Raw genomic sequence first — 17,708 nt, forward strand, 5'->3', positions numbered from 1 at the left:
AAGTCAAGTCCGTAAGTTTCAAAACTAACATTTTTTTCATTTTGTAATTTGGAATTGACCCCCCGGTTCCAAATCCGATCCTTTCCCTATGCCAAGAACTGGTCTTACAGCTACGGAAATCCAAGACAAAGCCGTGGAAATCGCCATCAACCAAATGCGGGCCAAGGGTTTTGAAAAGGTTCGGTTGGTAGATGTGGCCAAAGAAATGGGAATTAGCCACGCGGCCCTCTATTCTCATTTTCAAGACAAAACAGCACTTCTCGATGCAGTTTCCGAACGTTGGCTTGTGAAGTTGGATGAGAAACAGGATTTGCTCATAAAAGAAAAACGAGACCCCATCCAAAAGATTCTCACCTGGTTTCAAAACCTACACCGGATGAAATTGGAAAAAGTAAAATTAGATCCTGAATTGTATAAAGCATTCGATATGGCCGCAGAAGAGTCCAAACCCTTCATCCAAACTCATTTATCCAATATGCACAGCCAAATGTCGAGTTTGGTCACAGAGGCTATCAACCAAAAGAAAATCAAAAAACGTGATGTGAACCAAATTACAGAAATTTTGATCTCTGCGGGAACTGCTTTCACACACCCGAAACTTGTGGCACAACATTCCGATGAGAATAGAGAACCGTTGTTAGTGGATACGATCGAAGCTGTTTTGAAGGGGTTGGCTTAAGATGATTATCAATATAGAAACTCATCTGGCGAGTAATTTCGAAAGGATTACTAGTTACGCGAAACTTTCCAAAACATTACATTATATCGCAAAACCACTAATTGTTTTTGAACCAGTCAATCAAATTAGTTTTCCAGAGAATTGGGAAAATGGTGAATATCTAACTGATATGAAACTTTTTGGAATCATCCCTCTCGGAAACCAATCTGTTGTTATCGAAAAAATTAAAGAAACCAACCAAAATGAATTCATACTTAGAGATAATGGTTACAGTTCTCTCATTAATACTTGGGATCACTGGATTTTGATTCGCAAAACTAAACATGAAAATTTAGTAACATATATAGATAGAATTGAAATCAAAGCAGGTTTGCTTACTGTTTTTATTGTTATCTTTGCTAGTGTATTTTTTCGTTGGAGGCAATTCCGTTGGAAGTTGTTGATCCGAAATAATTTTAAAGCTCTCTATTGAGTATTTAAAAGATTAAGAATCAGGATTGTTTTTACTCTATTTCTCCTGCCAAAAACCTTGCTGTGTTTACATTTCGTATCGTCATTGCCTTGTATAATTTATGACTGATGAGTTTTGCCAGTTGGCTTTTGTTCACATTTTCTCTTTTGATATTCCAAATGATTGCACCTTTGCTATAACGAATCTCTAAAAATTCTTTTTTGAGAGGAAGTTCCTCAATGATTTTTTTGGAATCGGCTTCGGGAAACAAGTAAGCAACATCCGTCCTTTGCGTGGCGTCGTTTTGCCATTCTGCAGGAATCGCCTTTGCAATTTTTTTCATTTCCTTTTCTGTTCTTACGATGGTGGGGATTTCAAATTTGAAAACTTTTTCAAAACTCTTTTGTATTTTTAACAAAACGGTTTTTGTGTCATCCTCTGATTCAAAAATAACATTTCCTGAATTGATATAAGTGGAAACTTCCGTGTATCCTAAGGATTCCATAAGGCTCCTTAGTTTTTTCATTTCGACCTTTCTGTTTCCCCCGACATTGATTCCTCTGAGTAGTGCGATGTATTTCATGGTGTTATATAGAAAAACTAAGATTTTAAAGTCGCTTTAAATCTATCAAAGATTACAAGCGCAATGCCGAATAGAATGAATAATGATGAAACAAATATTCTTAATGTTAATGGCTCCGCTATAAAAATAACTCCACCTAAAGACGCAATCACGGGAACAATTAATTGTATTACAGAAGCTTTGGTGGATTTTAAAAATGGCAATACAGAATACCAAACTGCATATCCCATACCGGAAGCGAGGGCACCGGACAAAACGGCAAACAAAAACCCATAACTGTCTATATTGATTTTTTCTAATGTAACAATATTTAATATAATGGAAAAAGGGACAGCTCTGATAAAGTTTCCGGCAGTGGTAGCAGTTGGGTTTTTACTTCTGCCACCACGCAACGAATATATACCCCATGCAAGACCTGCTATCATCATGAATACTGAACTAAACAATGAAGGGGATGAAATCCCAGGCAGTAATAAGTAAACAAGACCTCCGAATGCCAATATAATGCCGAAAAATTTTGTAAAATCTAACCTTTCACCCTTCCAAATTCCGAAACCAATCATCGTAATTTGAACTGCACCAAATAACAAAAGTGCACCTGTCGCAGCAGTCAAACCTACATAAGCAAAAGAAAAACAAGCAGCGTATACAAATAAGGCAAAAGCTGATTTCCAATTCCCTGAAATTGTAGTTTGCCTCTGAGTGATACAAACTAATAACCAAAGAGTAATAGCTCCTGAAAACAATCTGATACTGGTAAAACTTGATGCATCAATTTCGGTTCCTTTGAGAGCGAATCGACAGAGAAGAGAATTTGCTGCAAAGGCAATCAATGAAAATGATGTAAGGAAAAATATACGTAATTTGGACATCGAATTGGAAGGTTTTATAAGTTTAGAAATATATTATCTTTTGCCGCTAAGTATCAACCAACGAAGGCCCATTTAACATAAATACGACGGCCTACTTAAGACCATCATATCCATATCTATAGAAATCTTTCGTTATGGTCTTGGACATACCAAAAGAAAATCTTCAAACACTTGTGAAATCAAAAGTTTGTTTTTGAAAACAAGGCCTGTACTACCTGCAGAAATTTCAGCGCCTTCATTGGCATACACTTCGGTGACTTCTTTGTTTTCTGGATTGATTTTAAAAACACGAGTGGGTGCTAAATTGGTTCGGTTCATCACGTGGCGAATGAATTTGTAAGTAGAATCATGGGCCGCAAGCCAAAGCATTCCATTTTCATCTTCTAAAATATTGTCAGGCCCTGCACCGATGGCAATGGATTCCAAATACTTTAAGTTGACCTTTCCAGAACTGCGATCCACTTGATAAACTCGAATGGCTTTTTCAGCAAACACAGATCGGTATAACAACTCATCATTTCCTTTTTTACGAATGTAAATTCCATTCCCTAACATCACGGGAACATTTAACGCCTGAAATGATTTTCCGTCATAATAAGATATGTCGGCCCGCCCACTGCGAATGATCATATCCCAATATTTACGAAAGGCATTGCTTGTTCCATTGTCATTGGAAGAAAAAATTTCTCCGGCTTCGTTCATAAAAATATCATTGGGGCTTGTGAGAGTGGGATCACTCAAAGTTTTTGTGTGAGTCCATTTACCCGATTTAGATCTTTCAAAAATTTCAATGGTATGTGGATTCTCATCTGCTAATGTATGAGAGATGACAGCTAAAGTATCCACTCCTTTCACTTTCGCATAACTAATGCCATGGGGACGAAAGTTTGCTGGATAATTGGTTTCAATTTTTTTAGCTTCTAACTTTTGATTGGTGTCCTGGAGTGAAACTTCAAACAAAGCTCCAATATCTTTCAGTCCATTCCGACGTTCGTGAGAAGATACAATGACTGTGGACGTATCTCGAATGAGATCTAAATCTTCAGGGCCAGGTGTTCCAGAAATTCGTTCACAACCGGCGATTGGCTTTTCCTGAATTTGACCACCACAATCCAAAATGAAGAAAACAAGGGTGGCAAGGGAAAGGAGGGTCCATAAGGTTTTTGTGCGCATCCGACCATTTTGGTTCAGGATTTCAGATTCCTCCAGAAAAATCTTTCTAGACATTATTGTGCACTGCAAAATAATGGACCCATAAGGAGTAACATCCGATGAGCAATGTGGAAAACAAGCTGCAAGATATCGTAAATGCTGGGATTGGCGCTGTAAAGACTTCCAAAGAAGTTTGGGAGAAACTCGTCGTAGACCTAAACGAGAAAAAAAGCAAATTCGAAACCAACTTTCAAAAGTTAAAAGAACAAGGCGAAAGTGACACCAGTGACAATGCTTTAAAAGTAAAAATGGGTATTGCTTGGGGAATCGTTCGTTTTGACGAACTCAAAGACAATGTAGTTAAGTATTTAGACAAAGTCAAAGAAGGAAACGAAAACAAACCTTCTTAAGTTTTATTTTGTATATCACCATCCTGAATTTTCTTCCGGCAGGTTTGCTTGCAGGCCTGCTGGGTTTTTTAAACTGAACTTCGGAGTGACCGGATTTGAACCGGCGACCCCTTGCCCCCCAGACAAGTGCGCTACCGCTGCGCTACACCCCGTGTTCTGAAATCCAAAAACCTTACGGTCCAAAACGGGTCAAGTCTTACTAACAATTAAGAATTCAAATGCCTAGATTGTCTGGTGAAATGGCCCAGATAATCTGACCATGTGCAAATTTCTCTCGAGCTACGTTGATAGCTATCGTTGAACCAGGTTGGAAAATTAAATTTTCAGCAACACTTGAATTTCCAAGCAACCTTGCTGCAAAATAAGTAATGTCTGGATTATGACCGACTAACAATACTGTATCGGAATTGGAAAAATTCACCAAACAAGAAATAATATCGGAACATCCCTTTCCGGCAGCCAGATCATCCGATGCCAACATCTCCCCGTTGTATTTCAATTCATCAGAAAGAATTTCAGCAGTATGTTTGGTTCGAAGGTAAGGACTATAATAAACTTGTTTTACGGCTAATGCAGAGTTTTTAATAAACCTTCCGATTTTGTGAATGTCACTGACGCCCTTATCGGTAAGTTCTCTTTGTGAATCGGACATACTAGGAGTTGGATTTTCAGCTTCCCCGTGACGAACCAAAATGATCTTCATAGCACTTCCTAAGTCCAAGATTGGAACCTCGGACTGACGGAGAAACAAAAAATTAAGGAATTTCTTGCGAAAATGAATGATCAAGACATTCTAAGGATTATGACAGACAAACCCTACCGCAAAAACGTAGGCATGGTGGTTTTTAATTCTTTAGGAAAAGTGATTGTAGGAGAACGAGTACAATTCCCAGGGTCTTGGCAGTTTCCTCAGGGTGGAATTGACGAAGATGAGGATTATTTAGAGGCCGCTAAACGGGAATTATATGAAGAGTTAGGGGTCAAAAAAGCAACCTATGTAACGGAATATCCCGATTGGATTCCTTATGACTTCCCCAATTCCCTTGGTCTTAATGCCCATCTCCAAAAATTTCGTGGCCAATTACAAAGATGGATTTTGTTCCACTGGGATGGGAGTTTAGAAGAATGTGATTTAGTACACCACGAACAAGAGTTTTTAACCATCCAGTTTATGGAAATAGAAGAGACCATTCAATCTGTAGTGGAATTCAAAAGAGAAGTGTATGCGAAGTTTGTTCCTCTTTTTAAATCGGCCATCCAAAATTACATTGCAGAGAATTCAAAATCTAAGTAAGTTCTAGAAAGGAGACTATCTTTGGGAAAATCAGAAGAAGCAAGAGCGAGAATATTAGTACGGGGATTTGTGCAAGGAGTCGGATTTCGTTACTATATCCTCCAAAAAGCCCAAGAGATGAGACTCAAAGGTTATACGCAAAACTTACCGAATGGAGAAGTGGAAGCGGTTGTGGAAGGGGACAAACTGTTTATCGAAGATTTGTACAGAGCCATGCAACGTGGGCCCACAAAAGCAAAAGTAAAAGATCATGTCATTGAATGGAGTGATCCAAAAAATCAGTTCAGAACTTTTTTAATCAAAAAATAACATGAAAAAACGAAGACTTGGCAAAACAGGAATGGTGGTATCCGAAATTTGTATGGGCACCATGACTTTTGGATCATCGTGTAACGAAGATGAGGCGTTTCGAATTTTGGATCGTGCTTACGATGCGGGAATCGATTTTTATGACACTGCTGAAATTTATCCTGTCCCTCCACAAAAGTCTTGGGTTCACAGAACCGAAGAAATTTTTGGAAAATGGATCAAAACAAAACCTCGAGATGGACTTATCATCGCCACAAAAGTGGCCGGCCCTGGTCATGGTTGGTTTAGTCCCCCACTCCGCGAAGGGAAAACGGCATTAGACAAATACCATATTCGTCGTGCCATTGAAGGTTCCTTACAAAGATTAGGGATAGAAACTATCGATTTGTACCAAACACATTGGCCGGACCATGATGTATCTTATGATGAAACCATGGAAGTTTTGACAGAACTAAAAGAAGAAGGTAAAATTCGGTATGCCGGATGTTCCAACGAAACTTCTTTTGGGCTAATGAAAAGCCTTTGGACTTCGGACAAACACAATCTGATTCGATATGATTCCATTCAAAATAATTTCTCGATTCTCAATCGTCGCTTCGAAGACGAGTTAGCACAAGTTTGTCGAAAAGAAGGAGTTTCTTTATTACCTTATTCTCCCCTTGCTGGTGGTGTGCTTACAGGAAAATACAACGGATCTGTTCCTCCAGAAGGTGCTCGATTTGTTCGTTATATGGCCGAGGGAGAGAGACAAAGGCGAATGGCCAGTCGTTTCCTTAATGAAAACACTTTGGCTTCCACGGCGGAACTCACAACCATTGCTGAAAAATATGGAATGAGTTCGACAGTCCTTTCTGTTGCTTGGAGCAAACAACATGACTTTGTTGCCTCTACCATCATTGGAGCCAACACGGTGGCCCAACTTGAAGAGTCTTTAAAAGCAACAGATCTCATTTTATCAGATGAAATTCTTTCAGAAATCAATCTAGTTTCCAAAAAGATTCAATACCCAATGGGTTAAGGTAAATAAAAATCAATGAGTTCTAATTCTTACGATGATCATTTAGAAAAAAAATCCGAAGGAAAACAAGTTACTTCGAAGAAAAAAATTTCAAAGTTCGAGAAAATCACTTCGGGGGTTTTTCGAAAATTTTTGATTCTATTTTTGATTACTTATTTGTTCCCAGAATGTTCCAGTTTTGGTCCTAAGAATGCGCAGAGTAGTCTTATCATTGTTCATATGACAATTGTTAAAGATGAAATGATTTTAGATGAATTGATTGATCCAAGGTTTCAAAAGGTAACTCTTCGAAAGGGTGAAAAATCTTTTGAATATAATGAAAGTTCCGAACACTACTATTACTTTCAAAATTTAAAAGAAGGCCAATATGAAATTCATGATGCTGTCCATCTTTTGAATCGTGGTGCTTCCGACTTTGCCTTTGGAAGTACCAAACAACCCACAAAAATCGATATCGATTTTGATAGAAAGGATATTGAAAAATCGCGAGTGGATCTACAACCAGGTACGGTTGTGTTTCTTGGAAGTTTTCATGTCACTGTCGATTTTAAATTCCAAGAAGAACCAAAAATTACCGTTCGGCAAAGTAAAACCAACGAAGAAGAACTAGCTGCTATGGAACATTTGTATAAAAATTTTCCAAGAACCGGTTGGGGACAAAAAGCAAAAAATAGAATGAAACTCCTTTCTTCTTTTGCTCAGTGAAAACGGCTAAACCAAGGTAACCAAATCAGGATTTTGTAAATGAGGTGTGTGATTCCAACTCACTGGTTCCCAATGATCATTTTCTCTTCTAAAAATACTGAGTGAAGAATTTGTAATCGATTTCATAAACACTGGAAACTCAACCGGTTGCATTTTACAAGATAGACCCATCATAATCGCAATGGGAGTACTTGAAGAAACAACAAGTGTACTTTTTACATCTTTTGGAATTTCCTTTGGGCCAAAGGAAACTTTCTCCACATATTCTTGGAAAGTATAAGGTTCTACAGGATCCCAAACTCCATGAACCCAATCATTTAATACAATTTGGATCAGTTCTTGGAAATAATCTCTTGTTTCCTCTTTTCCTTCTTCCCAAGCTTTTTTATAAGATTCGTATAATTTGGCAAAGTTATCATTCGCATGACGAATCTTAGCTGCAAGGCCGAGCCACATTTTGGAATCAAATTCGTCCCACGCAGAATTTACCCCCGGTTCCGGGATACAAAATTGATCCTTGGAAAAACTTTCGATGATTCCTTGTGCAGTTTGTTTTTGACGATTGAGTGTACCAGTGTAAACGGAATCAAATTCGATTCTTTGGTTTTTGAAGTATTCGCCAAGTAACCTGGCTTGTTTCCAACCATGTTCTGTGAGTTGGTCATAGTTTTTTCCGAGACGATCTGCCTGTCCATGGCGCACTAGATACAATAAAGACATTTATGTTTGGAACCTCGGGTTGGAAATACTAAGTGTTTCCTTTAATTGATTTTTTGCAAAATCCCAAACCTTACTTCCTGGTTTTACTTCGAAGCTGGAATGATTTTTTGATTGGTTGCGAATTTTTTTAGCAAATTCTTGATTCCAATCTAAAAGGAGATTGTATTTTTCTTTGCGACTCAAACTTGAAAATTTGATTTTATCGAAGTCAGTTTCTAACTTAGATACTTTTAAATTTAATTCTAAAATTCGATTCCAATCCCCTTCGAATTCAGAGGATTCGGTTTCTCTGGCAATCACTCCCAACATATTCCAAGAAACTAATGTTTTGTATGATAACAAATCATCCCCTTCCAACTTAGGAAGCAGGTCTTTCATTAAAAAGTCCTGAATGGCAGAAATGAGTTCCTTTGTTTCTGGTCTATATTGCACAATTTACTCCCATAACAATACTTAAGCGACTGCCTGTAATGTTCCGTATTTAAATAAAAAACCTTGCCCTAAATCAAAACCGGTTTTGGTGGCAATTTCCAAATCCGCCTGAGTTTCGATCCCTTCCAAAATACATTGAATTTTTTGCAATTTTGCAAATGCCAAAAACCCTTTTAAAATCTCAGAATAGTTTTTGTCGGTACGAAGTAAAGACAACCAACGCCGATCAAACTTTAAATAACTTGCACCTTCCAAAAATTCAAAACAAAACAAATTATTTTGTCCACCAATATCATCCAAGGCAAAAGGAACATTCATATGCTTTAGATGATTCATACAAAACTTTGAATCCTCAACCGAAGCATAGTCTGTGTTTTCAATCAATTCACAAACTATGTTTTTTTCTCTCTTAAAAACTGATTCCCAATGATCCGTATGAATTTCCTTACTATAAACATGGGCATCCATATTCAAAAACAATGGATATCCTTCCGGGCGATTTTCAATTTGAAAGTTTTTCAATTTTTTCTCAAAATCAAAAAAGAATCCAGGATCGTTGTGTAAAATTTGGAAAGCTCGGTCGGGTGCAATTTTTCCACTATTTGTATAAAACCGCGCCAATGCTTCATAAGCCACTGTTTTCTTTTCCAAAATAGATACGATTGGTTGGTATTCCGATGCAAAACTACCATTCCAATATATGGTTTCCAAAGATTGATATTCTTCCCAATACCTTGGTAATTGGAAAACGTCCATTCCTAAATCCAGAGTTTGTTCCATAAGAAACCCCCACTCTTTCCAGGAAAGTGCAGTAGAAGTTAGAGTCAAGATAATTGAGACTAATTCTCAATACCATTAATGGACATAATATACAGAAAATATCGATTGGGTTACAGAGATTCAATGAGTCGCATGGCTTCCCATTCCATCTCCGCCGTACGCCGACCAATGGCAGCTAGCTCAATGCCCTTGTCCTTGCCAGAAAGATGTCTCTCCGTTTGTTGTGCACTTCCAATGGCCCAACGAACATTGCCCATAATTTCCCAGAAAGTTACTTTGAAAGGATCTACTGGAATACCAGAAGTCTTTTCGTAAGCTTCATAAAAATCTTTGCGATCTCCAAAACCACCGACTTCTTTGTTTAGGCGACCGAACCTCCAGTCACGCATACACAACCAAGCAATGTCTTCATGACGATCTCCAAAGTGTGCGAATTCATAATCTAAAATTCCTTGGAGTCCTTCAGAGTTCATCATAAAATTTCCAGTGCGAAAATCTCCATGAACCAAAACAATTTCATCAATCGAAGGAGCATTGGATTCCAACCAATGTAAACATAATTCGATGGCCGGATGCGCTTCAGGCAGTTCGTCTAACGATTGTCTTAGATCGGAAATAGCAATGGATGCATAATTTTCTTTAGTGACAATTTTTAGTTTTTGTTTTAGCTCTTCATCCGAAACGGAACTAGGTTTTACTGTATGGAGTTTGGCTAAGTTTTCTGCCAGATCCTTTACCATTTGAGTTTTACGATAAACATCTAATTCTTTATCTTTGGTGATGTAACGGCCAGTGGCTTTACCTCCAATTTTTTCCATAAGAAAAAAGGGAGATCCAATGATATCGGGAGTTTCTTCCAGAAAAACAGGAGTAGGAGTTTTGACACCGGCTTTGTAAACAAGTTCAGCCACTTTGAATTCGTCTCGTTTTGACAAAGAAGAAAGTAAACTTGCACCTTTGTCAGTTCTCAAAACTAACGATTGTTTACCGGATTTAGAAACCAAGTCCAATGAATAATTGTCTTGGCAAGCCCCTCCACTTAGGTGGTGGATATGCGCGACTTTCACATCGTCTTTCCATACGGCCGATAAGTGGAGCCCCACTTTTTCCTGTAGTTCATTCATTTCCATGGCTTTCTAAAAGTCCCACTTCTCAGATACGTAGTTTCGACCAATGACCATTTTATGAACTTCCGACGGACCGTCAGCAATCCTTGCTGCTCTTGCATCCCTATAAAACAATTCGAGTGGAAGGTCTCTAGAATACCCTTTTCCTCCACAAATTTGAATCGCCATATCGATGGTATTACACAAAGATTCGCTGACTTTCCATTTTGCCATAGAAGTTTCTTGGCGAGCATCTTTTCCTGTTTTTAACAACCAGGCTGCTTTTAAAGTCAAAAGAAAGGCCATTTCAATTTCTGTGGCACGTTCTGCAAACATCCATTGGATGCCTTGATGGTCAGCGATTCTTGAACTAAAAACTTGCCTTTCTTTCGCATAACTTCGTGCAATCGATAATGCTCGCCTCGCCATTCCTGTCCAACGCATACAATGAGTTAAACGAGCAGGACCAAGTCTCTCTTGGGAAAGTCGAAAACCCTCTCCAATACGACCGAGGATCATATCTTCTGGAACTTCGACATTTTCAAAATTAAGTTCGCAGTGTCCTCCGGGTCCATGAGAGCCCATAAGTTCAATTTCTCGCACCATTGTATAACCTTTCGCATCTGTTGGCACAAGGAACATTGTGGTTTTACGGAAACTTCCATTTACCTTTGCCATCACGATCAAATACTTAGCACCATTCGCGCCAGTGCAGTACCATTTACGACCGTTGAGAATGTATTTATCTCCTTGTTTTTCAGCATTGGTTTGTAAGGTGGTTGGATCGGAACCAGCACCAGGAGCAGGTTCTGTCATAGCAAAACCGGTTCTTAAGTTACCTTTGATGAGTGGATGGAGGATAAGTTCTTTTTGTTTTTCTGTGGCCGCCAAAGAAAGCAAATGCATATTCCCTTCATCCGGTGCATCACAGTTAAATATATAAGGAGCAATAGGTGAACGACCCAGTTCACTAAAAATGATACAAGTACCAATTAAATCTAAACCCAATCCACCTTCTGATTTAGGCAGATGAGGAGTCCAAAAACCAGCAGCTTTTACTTTAGCACGCGCTTGTTGATTGATGTCTTCTGGCATTCGACCTTTTTCATAATCATAATGTTTTTCCAGAGGAACGATTTCATTTGTAATGAAGTCTTGGATGTTTTTGCGAAGTGTTTCCACTTCTTGGGGAATTTCAAAGTCCATTGATTCCCAGAATTACAAGAATCAATGAGTAACGTAAAATCTTTTTTTAATGTGATTGAAAAATAGGTCTTTCACGTTTTGAATTTCTTCTAATTTCAAAATGCAAATGTGGACCGGTCGCTCTACCTGTTTGTCCTACTTCTCCAATTTTTTGTCCCTTTTTCACTTTCTGACCAATGTTTATATTAAAATCAAAAAGATGTCCATAACGAGTTTCATAACCCAAACTATGTTTTAAGATGATTAAATTTCCATAACCACCTTGTTTGCCTTTAAATATAACTTCGCCATCCATAGAGGCAAATACATCTGATCCTTGTTCGGCGGCTAAGTCAATTCCGCCATGAAAAGTATCCTTTTTCGTAAATGGATCCAACCGTTTCCCAAAACCAGAAGAGATACGTGCTTCCGTTAACGGGAACTGAAACCCAAATCCATAGAAAAAAGATTTTTCTGATTTTCCCATAGAAATTCCAGGCAAAAACCATTTCCCTCGTTCTGAATCATATTGTAATTTGTTAGAATCAACATTATATTTTTCGGCTAACTTTAATTTGGTTTTTTCATCACCGTTTCCCTCTTCAGGATGAAAGGTACCACGCATATTGGGAATTTCTAAAACCATACCCGGAAATAAATCATGCGGAGAACTTAATTCATTGACCGAAGAAAGAGTTTCCAAATCCATTCCGGTGCGAGCCATGATTTTAAAAAAATTATCTTCTTTGCGTACCTTATATTCATAATATTTCAGAGGGATGAGTTCTTCTCTCTTCACACCTGATTTGGAAATCCGTAAGTTTTCTTTGATTTCCGAACGAAGACTTTTTAAGGAAGGGTTAGAATATTCCAGATTTGCCAGAGTGATGGGGTTTGCCACAAGAGATGAAAAAACACAGAGAGTGCTTAAAAACAGGGCCCATTTCAGAAAATCGACGGTTTTAGACATAATCTTCTAATTTGAATATCGACCATTTCCCAAAAAAACGATGACGATTCTTGCCGAAATTGAGGAACTGTAAGGCAAATGCAGAATCGTTTTTTTGAGATCTTCCGGCTGACCGCCTATTCCTTGGGTCTCGTTTATGTATGTTCCTTCTTTTATTCCGTTATTTTTTTAGCCTTCGTCAACAATTCGGTGCTCGGTGATCGAATTCCCGAAGACCAGTTAGTTCCCCTCTACGAAGAGTATTGGGAAGGTAAGATGGACTTTAGTACCATGTTGGCTGAATATGAAAAAATTGTAACTCCCATCAAAGAACAATTCCAGAAAGAAATGACTGAGAATCCAAGTTTGCTTTTGTCTCAGTTTTACGATAAGGTGTTTTCTGAAAAACCTCATTACTTACTTGGGCATTCGATTCCATGGTTTTTATGTTATGTGGGCCTGGGGTATTTACTTTATAAAAAAGTTTTACAGATTCCTGTGACCAATCTTCAGGATGAATTATCATTACCTATTTTACTCAGAGGGATTGCGAATGGTTTTTTATGTTTCATCGTAGTCGTTCTCTTTGGTTTGTTATTGGAAAGAATGTCGGTTCCTGTGGAATCAGGTGTGTTTGCAAAAAAACTTTATGATGCCATTCATGGAAATGGTTATCTACTGGCTTGGGGAATTTATGTTGTGGGAATCATTACAGGAATTCTTGAAGAAATCTTTTTTAGAGGATTTTTGCTAAAAGCCTTTATTGATAAAAACCTTGCCCAAGAAGGTTTATTCATTGTTTCCTTACTCTTTGGCTGGCTTCATTACGGAGAAGGAACATCCATTGCCATTCCATTCATCATTTGTGGTGTCGGAATGTTCTTTGGTTATATTTATATCAAAACAGGAAATATTTGGATCGCTATGGCTTGTCATGCAACATACAATTCATTAGGTTTAATCAATGCTTACCTTCAGCTTCCTGGAGTCCAATCATGAAATTAATTAAAGGATTCAGATCATTTGTTCTTTATTTTTGTTTTCTAGTTTTACTTTCAACAACTGTAACAAGTTCACTTTTTGCGGGAGAAACGGTAGAAATCTTAGGTGGTCCTGAAGATGTTAACCTTCGCTTGGTGGCACTTTTAAACAAGTTAGATCCTGATTTTTATGCTGATGAAAAAACGCAAGGGTTTGTTTATCGATACAAAAACCGTTGGAAAAACCCCTATGATTTTAATATTTATGTAGGAAAAGTAGGGAAAACTTCACCCGATTCCATCATCCGGATTGAATCACCCAGACGTGGTCAAGAAAGGATGTGGAAAGAAATTATGGAACAAGAGTTGCTCCAAAAACCTCCACATGAATCGGCAGTCCCTTTATCAGAAAAGTATCATGTTGTCTCTCAAGGTTTGAATTTAATCACACCAATGGCTTCCGTTGGTTACAACTCCTGGAATTCCCCTCTGTTTTCCGGCCGAGACACTTTTGTCAGTATGAGTATTTATTTGTTATGTGATTTGATTTTGGCAGGTGGCGCTTATATGTATGCTCAAGAAAATCTGCCGAAAAAAAACATTTGGGATAATATGGCCAATGTAAAAGGTGCAGGAAATGTTTGGGATTCACCTAATGCAGTTGGCGTATTTGCCGCATTAGCAGTTTCTCGAGCTGTTCGAGCTTTTGATGCTTGGGAAGATACATCAGCACATAATAAAACAGCACAATTTGGTTGGTCATTTAAGTTCTAAACTTTTTACCACCAACCAAATTTAGAATTACTATTAGGATTTGAATAGATCCCTTGCAGCATCGGCAGCACTGGATCTTTCAAAATCTTCTCTCTCAATTAAAGTTAAATCCAAACCTTCTTTATCAATTCGGCTTAGAATTTTTCCAATATCTGCCACCTTACTTAATTTAGTTGCTAGATATTTGAAAGTAACTCCACAATCAGGACATTTTTTATCTTTTAAGTAGTTCAGGCCTAATTTTTTACAATTTCCACAAGTTCCGTAAAGATCATCAATATAGAGTAGTTGTTTTTTTACATCTTCCACATTGAGTTGTCGCCAAACTCTAACAAATTTAGTATTCTTTCCGGATGTATCTGAAGTCATAGGCAATAGGAAGTATCGTTTATGAATATTGTCAAGAAGCAATCCTCTCCGGTTTTAATCCTACTAGTTTGCCTTTCCGGATTTTTAGCCGTTGCCATTGGAGCCTTTGGTGCGCATGGTCTCAAAAAGATAATAACTCCAGAACTTATGGTGATTTTTGAAACCGGAAATCGTTATCATTTTTATCATACGCTAGCTGCACTTGTTAGCTTTATATTATTACAACAATCAGTTTCATTGGATTCACCAAGTAAAAGTAACACATTGTTAAAGGTAGCGACTTGGATGTTTCTATTAGGAATCCTGATTTTTTCCTTTAGTTTGTATGCCCTGGCAATCACAGGGATTCGTGTTTTAGGAGCCATCACTCCTATAGGAGGAGTGAGTTTTTTAGTAGGTTGGACTTGTTTGGGACTCGGATCTTTTTATCTCTTTGTTCCAAAGAAATAGTGACCTTGTTTACTAATTAAATTTCTAGAAATTAAGCCGTCAGCAATGAGTAACAGTCCTTCTGCGGCGGCCTTTTTGGCTTCTTCCGGACTATCCTTTTGAAGTGCCATTAGTTCATGTACATACTTTCTTTTTTGTACATCTAAAACTCCAAGCATTGATCCTGCAATTTTTTCATCCATTTGCATAAATGCCAAAGCAAGTGTTTGCGGAGGTGTTTCGATACATAAATAATACAAAGCTAGGTTATCGAAATATGACAATTGGCTAAGTTTTTCGAGTACTGGTTCTGATCCTGACATATAATTCCTTTAAACTCTTTATTGATTTATTATTTTGTTACTTCTTTGATTTTTCCATTCAAATAGGAAATCAAATGTTTAGAATCAGCCGATTCACCAGTAGTCTGTTTCATCAAGGTGTCTACATCATAAATTTTTCCTTTGGAATGAATGTTTTTACGAAGCCAACCCAATAGGTCGGAAAAATCACCTTTCGTGGAAAATTTGTTATGCGAATCAGGAAACTCTTCTGTGAATTTTTTGAAAAATTGTGAACTGAAAATATTACCCAACGTATAAGTTGGAAAGTATCCAAAGGCTCCCATCGACCAGTGAATGTCCTGTAAAACACCTTCCGCATCATTCTCAATGGTAAGCCCAAAACTTTCTTTCATCTTTGTATTCCAAATTTCAGGTAAGTCCTTAACTTGAATTTTTCCATTGATGAGATCTCTTTCGATTTCAAATCGCAAGATTATATGAAGGTTGTATGTAACCTGGTCAGCTTCCACTCTTACTTTTGTTTTTTCAGTGCTATTGATGTATTGGTATAATTCTTTGAAAGGAAGTTCCTTATCGCTAAGCCCAAAATCAGACAAAAGGATTGGATAAACAAATTCCCAAAACGGCAAAGAACGACCTACCTGATTTTCCCACAATCGACTTTGGGATTCATGAATTCCTAAACTTAAAAATTCTGTAATGGGTGTGGGCCAATTTGACATTGCAGACAATCCAGATTCATAAAGAGAATGGCCTGTTTCATGTAACACACCAAAGATGGAAGAAAGTGGATCTGTTTCTGAATATCTAGTTGTGATTCGTTTATCACCCTTTCCCAAACTTGTAGAAAATGGATGGTTACTTGTATCCAATCTCGATTCTTTTGTTGTAAGCCCGAGAAGTGATGGCAAACGATTACAAAATTTAGTTTGTTTCTCTATAGAGATAGGTCCTGGAAATGGATTTTTAAATTTAGGTGCCGTGGACACTATAGGAACCAAAGACGCTTTCAAATCAGAAAACAAGGATTGGATTTTGTTGGCTTTGGCACCCTTTTCATAACTATCGAGCAGTGCATCATAAGGTTCTGTCGTATAACCAAAGTAATCTGCTTGTTTTTTAGATAATTGAACCAGTTCCTCTAATCGTTTTGCAAAGGATTGGAAGTTTTTTTCTCTTTTTGCTTCTGCCCATTCGGCATGTGCAAGGTTGGTTACTTTCGCAAATTCGGAAACAAACTCCGAGGGCAATTTATCAGCCTTCTCCTTTTCTTCCATCAGGACTTCCAACTCACGATTCCAAAGTGATCGTTCGGATTCAGGTAGTTCACCGATAGATTGTTTCGCAGATTGGATTTGGTTTAAAAAAGATTTATCTGTCATCCAATCGTGGGTGAGCTCTGCCACAGCAGCAATTTGTGCCGATCGGTATTCGCGACCCTCCTCCGGCATCATCACTTCCGAATCCCAATGAAGTACAGACGCTACATCTTGGAATAATTTGATTTTACGATATTGTTTTCGGTAATTTTCGAGTGCTTGGGGCAGGGCCATGGTCTCATTTTCTCCCTCCCACACTTTCTGGAACCAAAAATCATTGACCCCTTACCCACAACCAAAACTATGTATTTACTGTCGCGGGTGTGGTGTAACGGTAGCACAGCAGCCTTCCAAGCTTCTGGCGAGGGTTCGAGCCCCTTCGCCCGCAATGACAGACTTCCAACTTTCCAAAAAATCCAAGCTTAATCTAATATTCAATCTGAAGGGATCGAACAGTGGCGCGACCTGAAACAGGAGTGACCCATAGGGAACGACTGTTACAGCAAGAAAGCCAGGATTGCGAATCAAGAGCGACGCCGTGACTCGGAGCGCGATGAGGACACGATGTCCGAACAGCGGAGAGGGCTGCTTTCAGTGGTACTGAATTGTATATAGGTATCCCCGCCCGATTAGGGTGGGGAACTAGACCCGCCTCCCAATGGCTTCTAAATACCATAATCCTTTCCATCAGAATATTCCTTTTCGAAATCTTACAAAAATAGTTTCGAAAAGTTCATATTTAGTTTAGGCCCAGTTTGGTTTAAGTTTATGTTGGGAAAATTTTTTTGCGCCACCGATCGCAGTGGAAATCGTTTCCTGAAGGGAAAGATTGGAACGGAGAGCGGGATCGCCTCATCTATATTAGTTGACTAATGAATAGAATGCGA

The 17,708-nt window shown here is 38.3% G+C and carries 23 protein-coding genes and 2 tRNA genes; 11 read left to right on the forward strand and 14 right to left on the reverse strand.

Features of this window, described 5'->3' with window-relative positions:
• Positions 1–88 precede the first annotated feature (88 nt).
• Together EHQ49_RS12475 and EHQ49_RS12480 are read left to right on the forward strand one after the other, a co-directional pair.
• Positions 89–679: a TetR/AcrR family transcriptional regulator gene (locus EHQ49_RS12475; RefSeq protein ID WP_135579920.1), complete on the forward strand. Its 591-nt coding sequence runs from the start codon at positions 89–91 to the stop codon at positions 677–679.
• A gap of 1 nt (position 680) precedes the next feature.
• Positions 681–1,151 carry a hypothetical protein gene (locus EHQ49_RS12480; RefSeq protein WP_135579922.1) on the forward strand — a complete coding sequence of 157 codons (471 nt, stop codon included), beginning with the start codon at positions 681–683 and terminating at the stop codon, positions 1,149–1,151.
• Between the two features lie 31 nt (positions 1,152–1,182).
• Here EHQ49_RS12480 and EHQ49_RS12485 read toward each other — a convergent pair whose 3' ends face one another.
• The 3 genes from EHQ49_RS12485 to EHQ49_RS12495 form a co-directional block, all read right to left on the reverse strand.
• Positions 1,183–1,656, reverse strand: a complete 474-nt coding sequence (locus tag EHQ49_RS12485) for a DUF1697 domain-containing protein (RefSeq protein ID WP_244241472.1) — start codon at positions 1,654–1,656, stop codon at positions 1,183–1,185.
• Between the two features lie 74 nt (positions 1,657–1,730).
• Positions 1,731–2,585, reverse strand: a complete 855-nt coding sequence (locus tag EHQ49_RS12490; protein WP_135579926.1) for a DMT family transporter — start codon at positions 2,583–2,585, stop codon at positions 1,731–1,733.
• 132 nt (positions 2,586–2,717) lie between these two features.
• On the reverse strand, positions 2,718–3,812 hold the full coding sequence (locus EHQ49_RS12495; protein ID WP_208732212.1) for an arylesterase: 1,095 nt from the start codon (positions 3,810–3,812) through the stop codon (positions 2,718–2,720).
• A 44-nt stretch (positions 3,813–3,856) separates the two neighbouring features.
• On the opposite strand from EHQ49_RS12495, the gene EHQ49_RS12500 reads away from it, so the two are divergent.
• On the forward strand, positions 3,857–4,147 hold the full coding sequence (locus EHQ49_RS12500) for an LIMLP_16025 family protein (RefSeq protein ID WP_135579928.1): 291 nt from the start codon (positions 3,857–3,859) through the stop codon (positions 4,145–4,147).
• An 80-nt stretch (positions 4,148–4,227) separates the two neighbouring features.
• Here the strand turns inward: EHQ49_RS12500 and EHQ49_RS12505 are convergent.
• Both EHQ49_RS12505 and sixA read right to left on the reverse strand, forming a co-directional pair.
• Positions 4,228–4,299 (reverse strand) — tRNA-Pro (locus tag EHQ49_RS12505).
• A gap of 62 nt (positions 4,300–4,361) precedes the next feature.
• Positions 4,362–4,850: a phosphohistidine phosphatase SixA gene (gene sixA, locus EHQ49_RS12510; protein WP_135579930.1), complete on the reverse strand. Its 489-nt coding sequence runs from the start codon at positions 4,848–4,850 to the stop codon at positions 4,362–4,364.
• Between the two features lie 72 nt (positions 4,851–4,922).
• Between sixA and EHQ49_RS12515 the strand changes: the two genes are divergently transcribed.
• Genes EHQ49_RS12515 through EHQ49_RS12530 form a run of 4 tightly spaced genes read left to right on the forward strand, consistent with a single transcriptional unit; the run spans position 4,923 to position 7,473 of the window.
• The gene (locus EHQ49_RS12515) at positions 4,923–5,441 is read left to right on the forward strand and encodes an RNA pyrophosphohydrolase (RefSeq protein WP_135579932.1); all 519 of its coding nucleotides are present in this window, start codon (positions 4,923–4,925) and stop codon (positions 5,439–5,441) included.
• A 21-nt stretch (positions 5,442–5,462) separates the two neighbouring features.
• A complete protein-coding gene (locus EHQ49_RS12520) occupies positions 5,463–5,750 on the forward strand; it encodes an acylphosphatase (RefSeq protein ID WP_135579934.1) in 288 nt (95 codons plus the stop codon).
• A 1-nt stretch (position 5,751) separates the two neighbouring features.
• Entirely contained in the window at positions 5,752–6,768 is a 1,017-nt protein-coding gene (locus EHQ49_RS12525; protein WP_135579936.1) for an aldo/keto reductase, read from the forward strand.
• Positions 6,769–6,783: 15 nt separating this feature from the next.
• The gene (locus tag EHQ49_RS12530) at positions 6,784–7,473 is read left to right on the forward strand and encodes a hypothetical protein (RefSeq protein WP_135579939.1); all 690 of its coding nucleotides are present in this window, start codon (positions 6,784–6,786) and stop codon (positions 7,471–7,473) included.
• A gap of 6 nt (positions 7,474–7,479) precedes the next feature.
• Here EHQ49_RS12530 and EHQ49_RS12535 read toward each other — a convergent pair whose 3' ends face one another.
• From EHQ49_RS12535 to EHQ49_RS12560, 6 genes are all read right to left on the reverse strand, one after another.
• A complete protein-coding gene (locus EHQ49_RS12535; RefSeq protein ID WP_135579941.1) occupies positions 7,480–8,193 on the reverse strand; it encodes a histidine phosphatase family protein in 714 nt (237 codons plus the stop codon).
• Complete coding sequence (locus EHQ49_RS12540; protein ID WP_135579943.1) at positions 8,194–8,625, reverse strand: hypothetical protein; 432 nt, start codon at positions 8,623–8,625, stop codon at positions 8,194–8,196.
• 21 nt (positions 8,626–8,646) lie between these two features.
• Positions 8,647–9,405, reverse strand: a complete 759-nt coding sequence (locus tag EHQ49_RS12545) for an EAL domain-containing protein (protein WP_135579945.1) — start codon at positions 9,403–9,405, stop codon at positions 8,647–8,649.
• 110 nt (positions 9,406–9,515) lie between these two features.
• Positions 9,516–10,535: a phosphotransferase family protein gene (locus tag EHQ49_RS12550; protein WP_135579947.1), complete on the reverse strand. Its 1,020-nt coding sequence runs from the start codon at positions 10,533–10,535 to the stop codon at positions 9,516–9,518.
• A gap of 6 nt (positions 10,536–10,541) precedes the next feature.
• Positions 10,542–11,717, reverse strand: a complete 1,176-nt coding sequence (locus tag EHQ49_RS12555; protein WP_135579949.1) for an acyl-CoA dehydrogenase family protein — start codon at positions 11,715–11,717, stop codon at positions 10,542–10,544.
• 46 nt (positions 11,718–11,763) lie between these two features.
• The gene (locus EHQ49_RS12560; protein ID WP_135579951.1) at positions 11,764–12,666 is read right to left on the reverse strand and encodes a LysM peptidoglycan-binding domain-containing M23 family metallopeptidase; all 903 of its coding nucleotides are present in this window, start codon (positions 12,664–12,666) and stop codon (positions 11,764–11,766) included.
• Between the two features lie 78 nt (positions 12,667–12,744).
• On the opposite strand from EHQ49_RS12560, the gene EHQ49_RS12565 reads away from it, so the two are divergent.
• Positions 12,745–13,644 carry a CPBP family intramembrane glutamic endopeptidase gene (locus EHQ49_RS12565; RefSeq protein WP_135579953.1) on the forward strand — a complete coding sequence of 300 codons (900 nt, stop codon included), beginning with the start codon at positions 12,745–12,747 and terminating at the stop codon, positions 13,642–13,644.
• On the forward strand, positions 13,641–14,399 hold the full coding sequence (locus EHQ49_RS12570) for a hypothetical protein (protein WP_135579955.1): 759 nt from the start codon (positions 13,641–13,643) through the stop codon (positions 14,397–14,399). Before EHQ49_RS12565 ends, EHQ49_RS12570 begins: the two co-directional genes overlap by 4 nt.
• Before the next feature lie 33 nt (positions 14,400–14,432).
• Here the strand turns inward: EHQ49_RS12570 and EHQ49_RS12575 are convergent, their stop codons facing one another.
• Entirely contained in the window at positions 14,433–14,768 is a 336-nt protein-coding gene (locus EHQ49_RS12575; protein ID WP_135579957.1) for a hypothetical protein, read from the reverse strand.
• A gap of 21 nt (positions 14,769–14,789) precedes the next feature.
• Between EHQ49_RS12575 and EHQ49_RS12580 the strand changes: the two genes are divergently transcribed.
• Positions 14,790–15,218, forward strand: a complete 429-nt coding sequence (locus tag EHQ49_RS12580) for a DUF423 domain-containing protein (protein ID WP_135579959.1) — start codon at positions 14,790–14,792, stop codon at positions 15,216–15,218.
• Here EHQ49_RS12580 and EHQ49_RS12585 read toward each other — a convergent pair.
• Positions 15,194–15,520: a hypothetical protein gene (locus EHQ49_RS12585; RefSeq protein ID WP_135579960.1), complete on the reverse strand. Its 327-nt coding sequence runs from the start codon at positions 15,518–15,520 to the stop codon at positions 15,194–15,196. The genes EHQ49_RS12580 and EHQ49_RS12585 overlap by 25 nt on opposite strands.
• 29 nt (positions 15,521–15,549) lie before the next feature.
• Positions 15,550–17,055 (reverse strand): carboxypeptidase M32, encoded by a 1,506-nt coding sequence (locus EHQ49_RS12590; RefSeq protein ID WP_135579962.1) that lies wholly within the window; start codon positions 17,053–17,055, stop codon positions 15,550–15,552.
• Positions 17,056–17,138: 83 nt separating this feature from the next.
• Between EHQ49_RS12590 and EHQ49_RS12595 the strand changes: the two genes are divergently transcribed.
• Positions 17,139–17,209 (forward strand) — tRNA-Gly (locus tag EHQ49_RS12595).
• The last annotated feature ends 499 nt before the right edge of the window (positions 17,210–17,708 follow it).

The organism is Leptospira perdikensis (genome assembly GCF_004769575.1).
Classification (GTDB): domain Bacteria; phylum Spirochaetota; class Leptospiria; order Leptospirales; family Leptospiraceae; genus Leptospira_A; species Leptospira_A perdikensis.

Excerpts from the sequence above, each read along its gene's own strand:
- EHQ49_RS12475 (WP_135579920.1), top strand. The coding sequence starts at position 89 with ATGCCAAGAACTGGTCTTACAGCTACGGAAATCCAAGACAAAGCCGTG.
- EHQ49_RS12480 (WP_135579922.1), top strand. The coding sequence starts at position 681 with ATGATTATCAATATAGAAACTCATCTGGCGAGTAATTTCGAAAGGATT.
- EHQ49_RS12485 (WP_244241472.1), bottom strand. The coding sequence starts at position 1,656 with ATGAAAAAACTAAGGAGCCTTATGGAATCCTTAGGATACACGGAAGTT.
- EHQ49_RS12490 (WP_135579926.1), bottom strand. The coding sequence starts at position 2,585 with ATGTCCAAATTACGTATATTTTTCCTTACATCATTTTCATTGATTGCC.
- EHQ49_RS12495 (WP_208732212.1), bottom strand. The coding sequence starts at position 3,812 with ATGTCTAGAAAGATTTTTCTGGAGGAATCTGAAATCCTGAACCAAAAT.
- EHQ49_RS12500 (WP_135579928.1), top strand. The coding sequence starts at position 3,857 with ATGAGCAATGTGGAAAACAAGCTGCAAGATATCGTAAATGCTGGGATT.
- sixA (WP_135579930.1), bottom strand. The coding sequence starts at position 4,850 with ATGAAGATCATTTTGGTTCGTCACGGGGAAGCTGAAAATCCAACTCCT.
- EHQ49_RS12515 (WP_135579932.1), top strand. The coding sequence starts at position 4,923 with ATGAATGATCAAGACATTCTAAGGATTATGACAGACAAACCCTACCGC.
- EHQ49_RS12525 (WP_135579936.1), top strand. The coding sequence starts at position 5,752 with ATGAAAAAACGAAGACTTGGCAAAACAGGAATGGTGGTATCCGAAATT.
- EHQ49_RS12530 (WP_135579939.1), top strand. The coding sequence starts at position 6,784 with ATGAGTTCTAATTCTTACGATGATCATTTAGAAAAAAAATCCGAAGGA.
- EHQ49_RS12535 (WP_135579941.1), bottom strand. The coding sequence starts at position 8,193 with ATGTCTTTATTGTATCTAGTGCGCCATGGACAGGCAGATCGTCTCGGA.
- EHQ49_RS12545 (WP_135579945.1), bottom strand. The coding sequence starts at position 9,405 with ATGGAACAAACTCTGGATTTAGGAATGGACGTTTTCCAATTACCAAGG.
- EHQ49_RS12550 (WP_135579947.1), bottom strand. The coding sequence starts at position 10,535 with ATGGAAATGAATGAACTACAGGAAAAAGTGGGGCTCCACTTATCGGCC.
- EHQ49_RS12555 (WP_135579949.1), bottom strand. The coding sequence starts at position 11,717 with ATGGACTTTGAAATTCCCCAAGAAGTGGAAACACTTCGCAAAAACATC.
- EHQ49_RS12560 (WP_135579951.1), bottom strand. The coding sequence starts at position 12,666 with ATGTCTAAAACCGTCGATTTTCTGAAATGGGCCCTGTTTTTAAGCACT.
- EHQ49_RS12565 (WP_135579953.1), top strand. The coding sequence starts at position 12,745 with ATGCAGAATCGTTTTTTTGAGATCTTCCGGCTGACCGCCTATTCCTTG.
- EHQ49_RS12570 (WP_135579955.1), top strand. The coding sequence starts at position 13,641 with ATGAAATTAATTAAAGGATTCAGATCATTTGTTCTTTATTTTTGTTTT.
- EHQ49_RS12575 (WP_135579957.1), bottom strand. The coding sequence starts at position 14,768 with ATGACTTCAGATACATCCGGAAAGAATACTAAATTTGTTAGAGTTTGG.
- EHQ49_RS12580 (WP_135579959.1), top strand. The coding sequence starts at position 14,790 with ATGAATATTGTCAAGAAGCAATCCTCTCCGGTTTTAATCCTACTAGTT.
- EHQ49_RS12585 (WP_135579960.1), bottom strand. The coding sequence starts at position 15,520 with ATGTCAGGATCAGAACCAGTACTCGAAAAACTTAGCCAATTGTCATAT.
- EHQ49_RS12590 (WP_135579962.1), bottom strand. The coding sequence starts at position 17,055 with ATGGCCCTGCCCCAAGCACTCGAAAATTACCGAAAACAATATCGTAAA.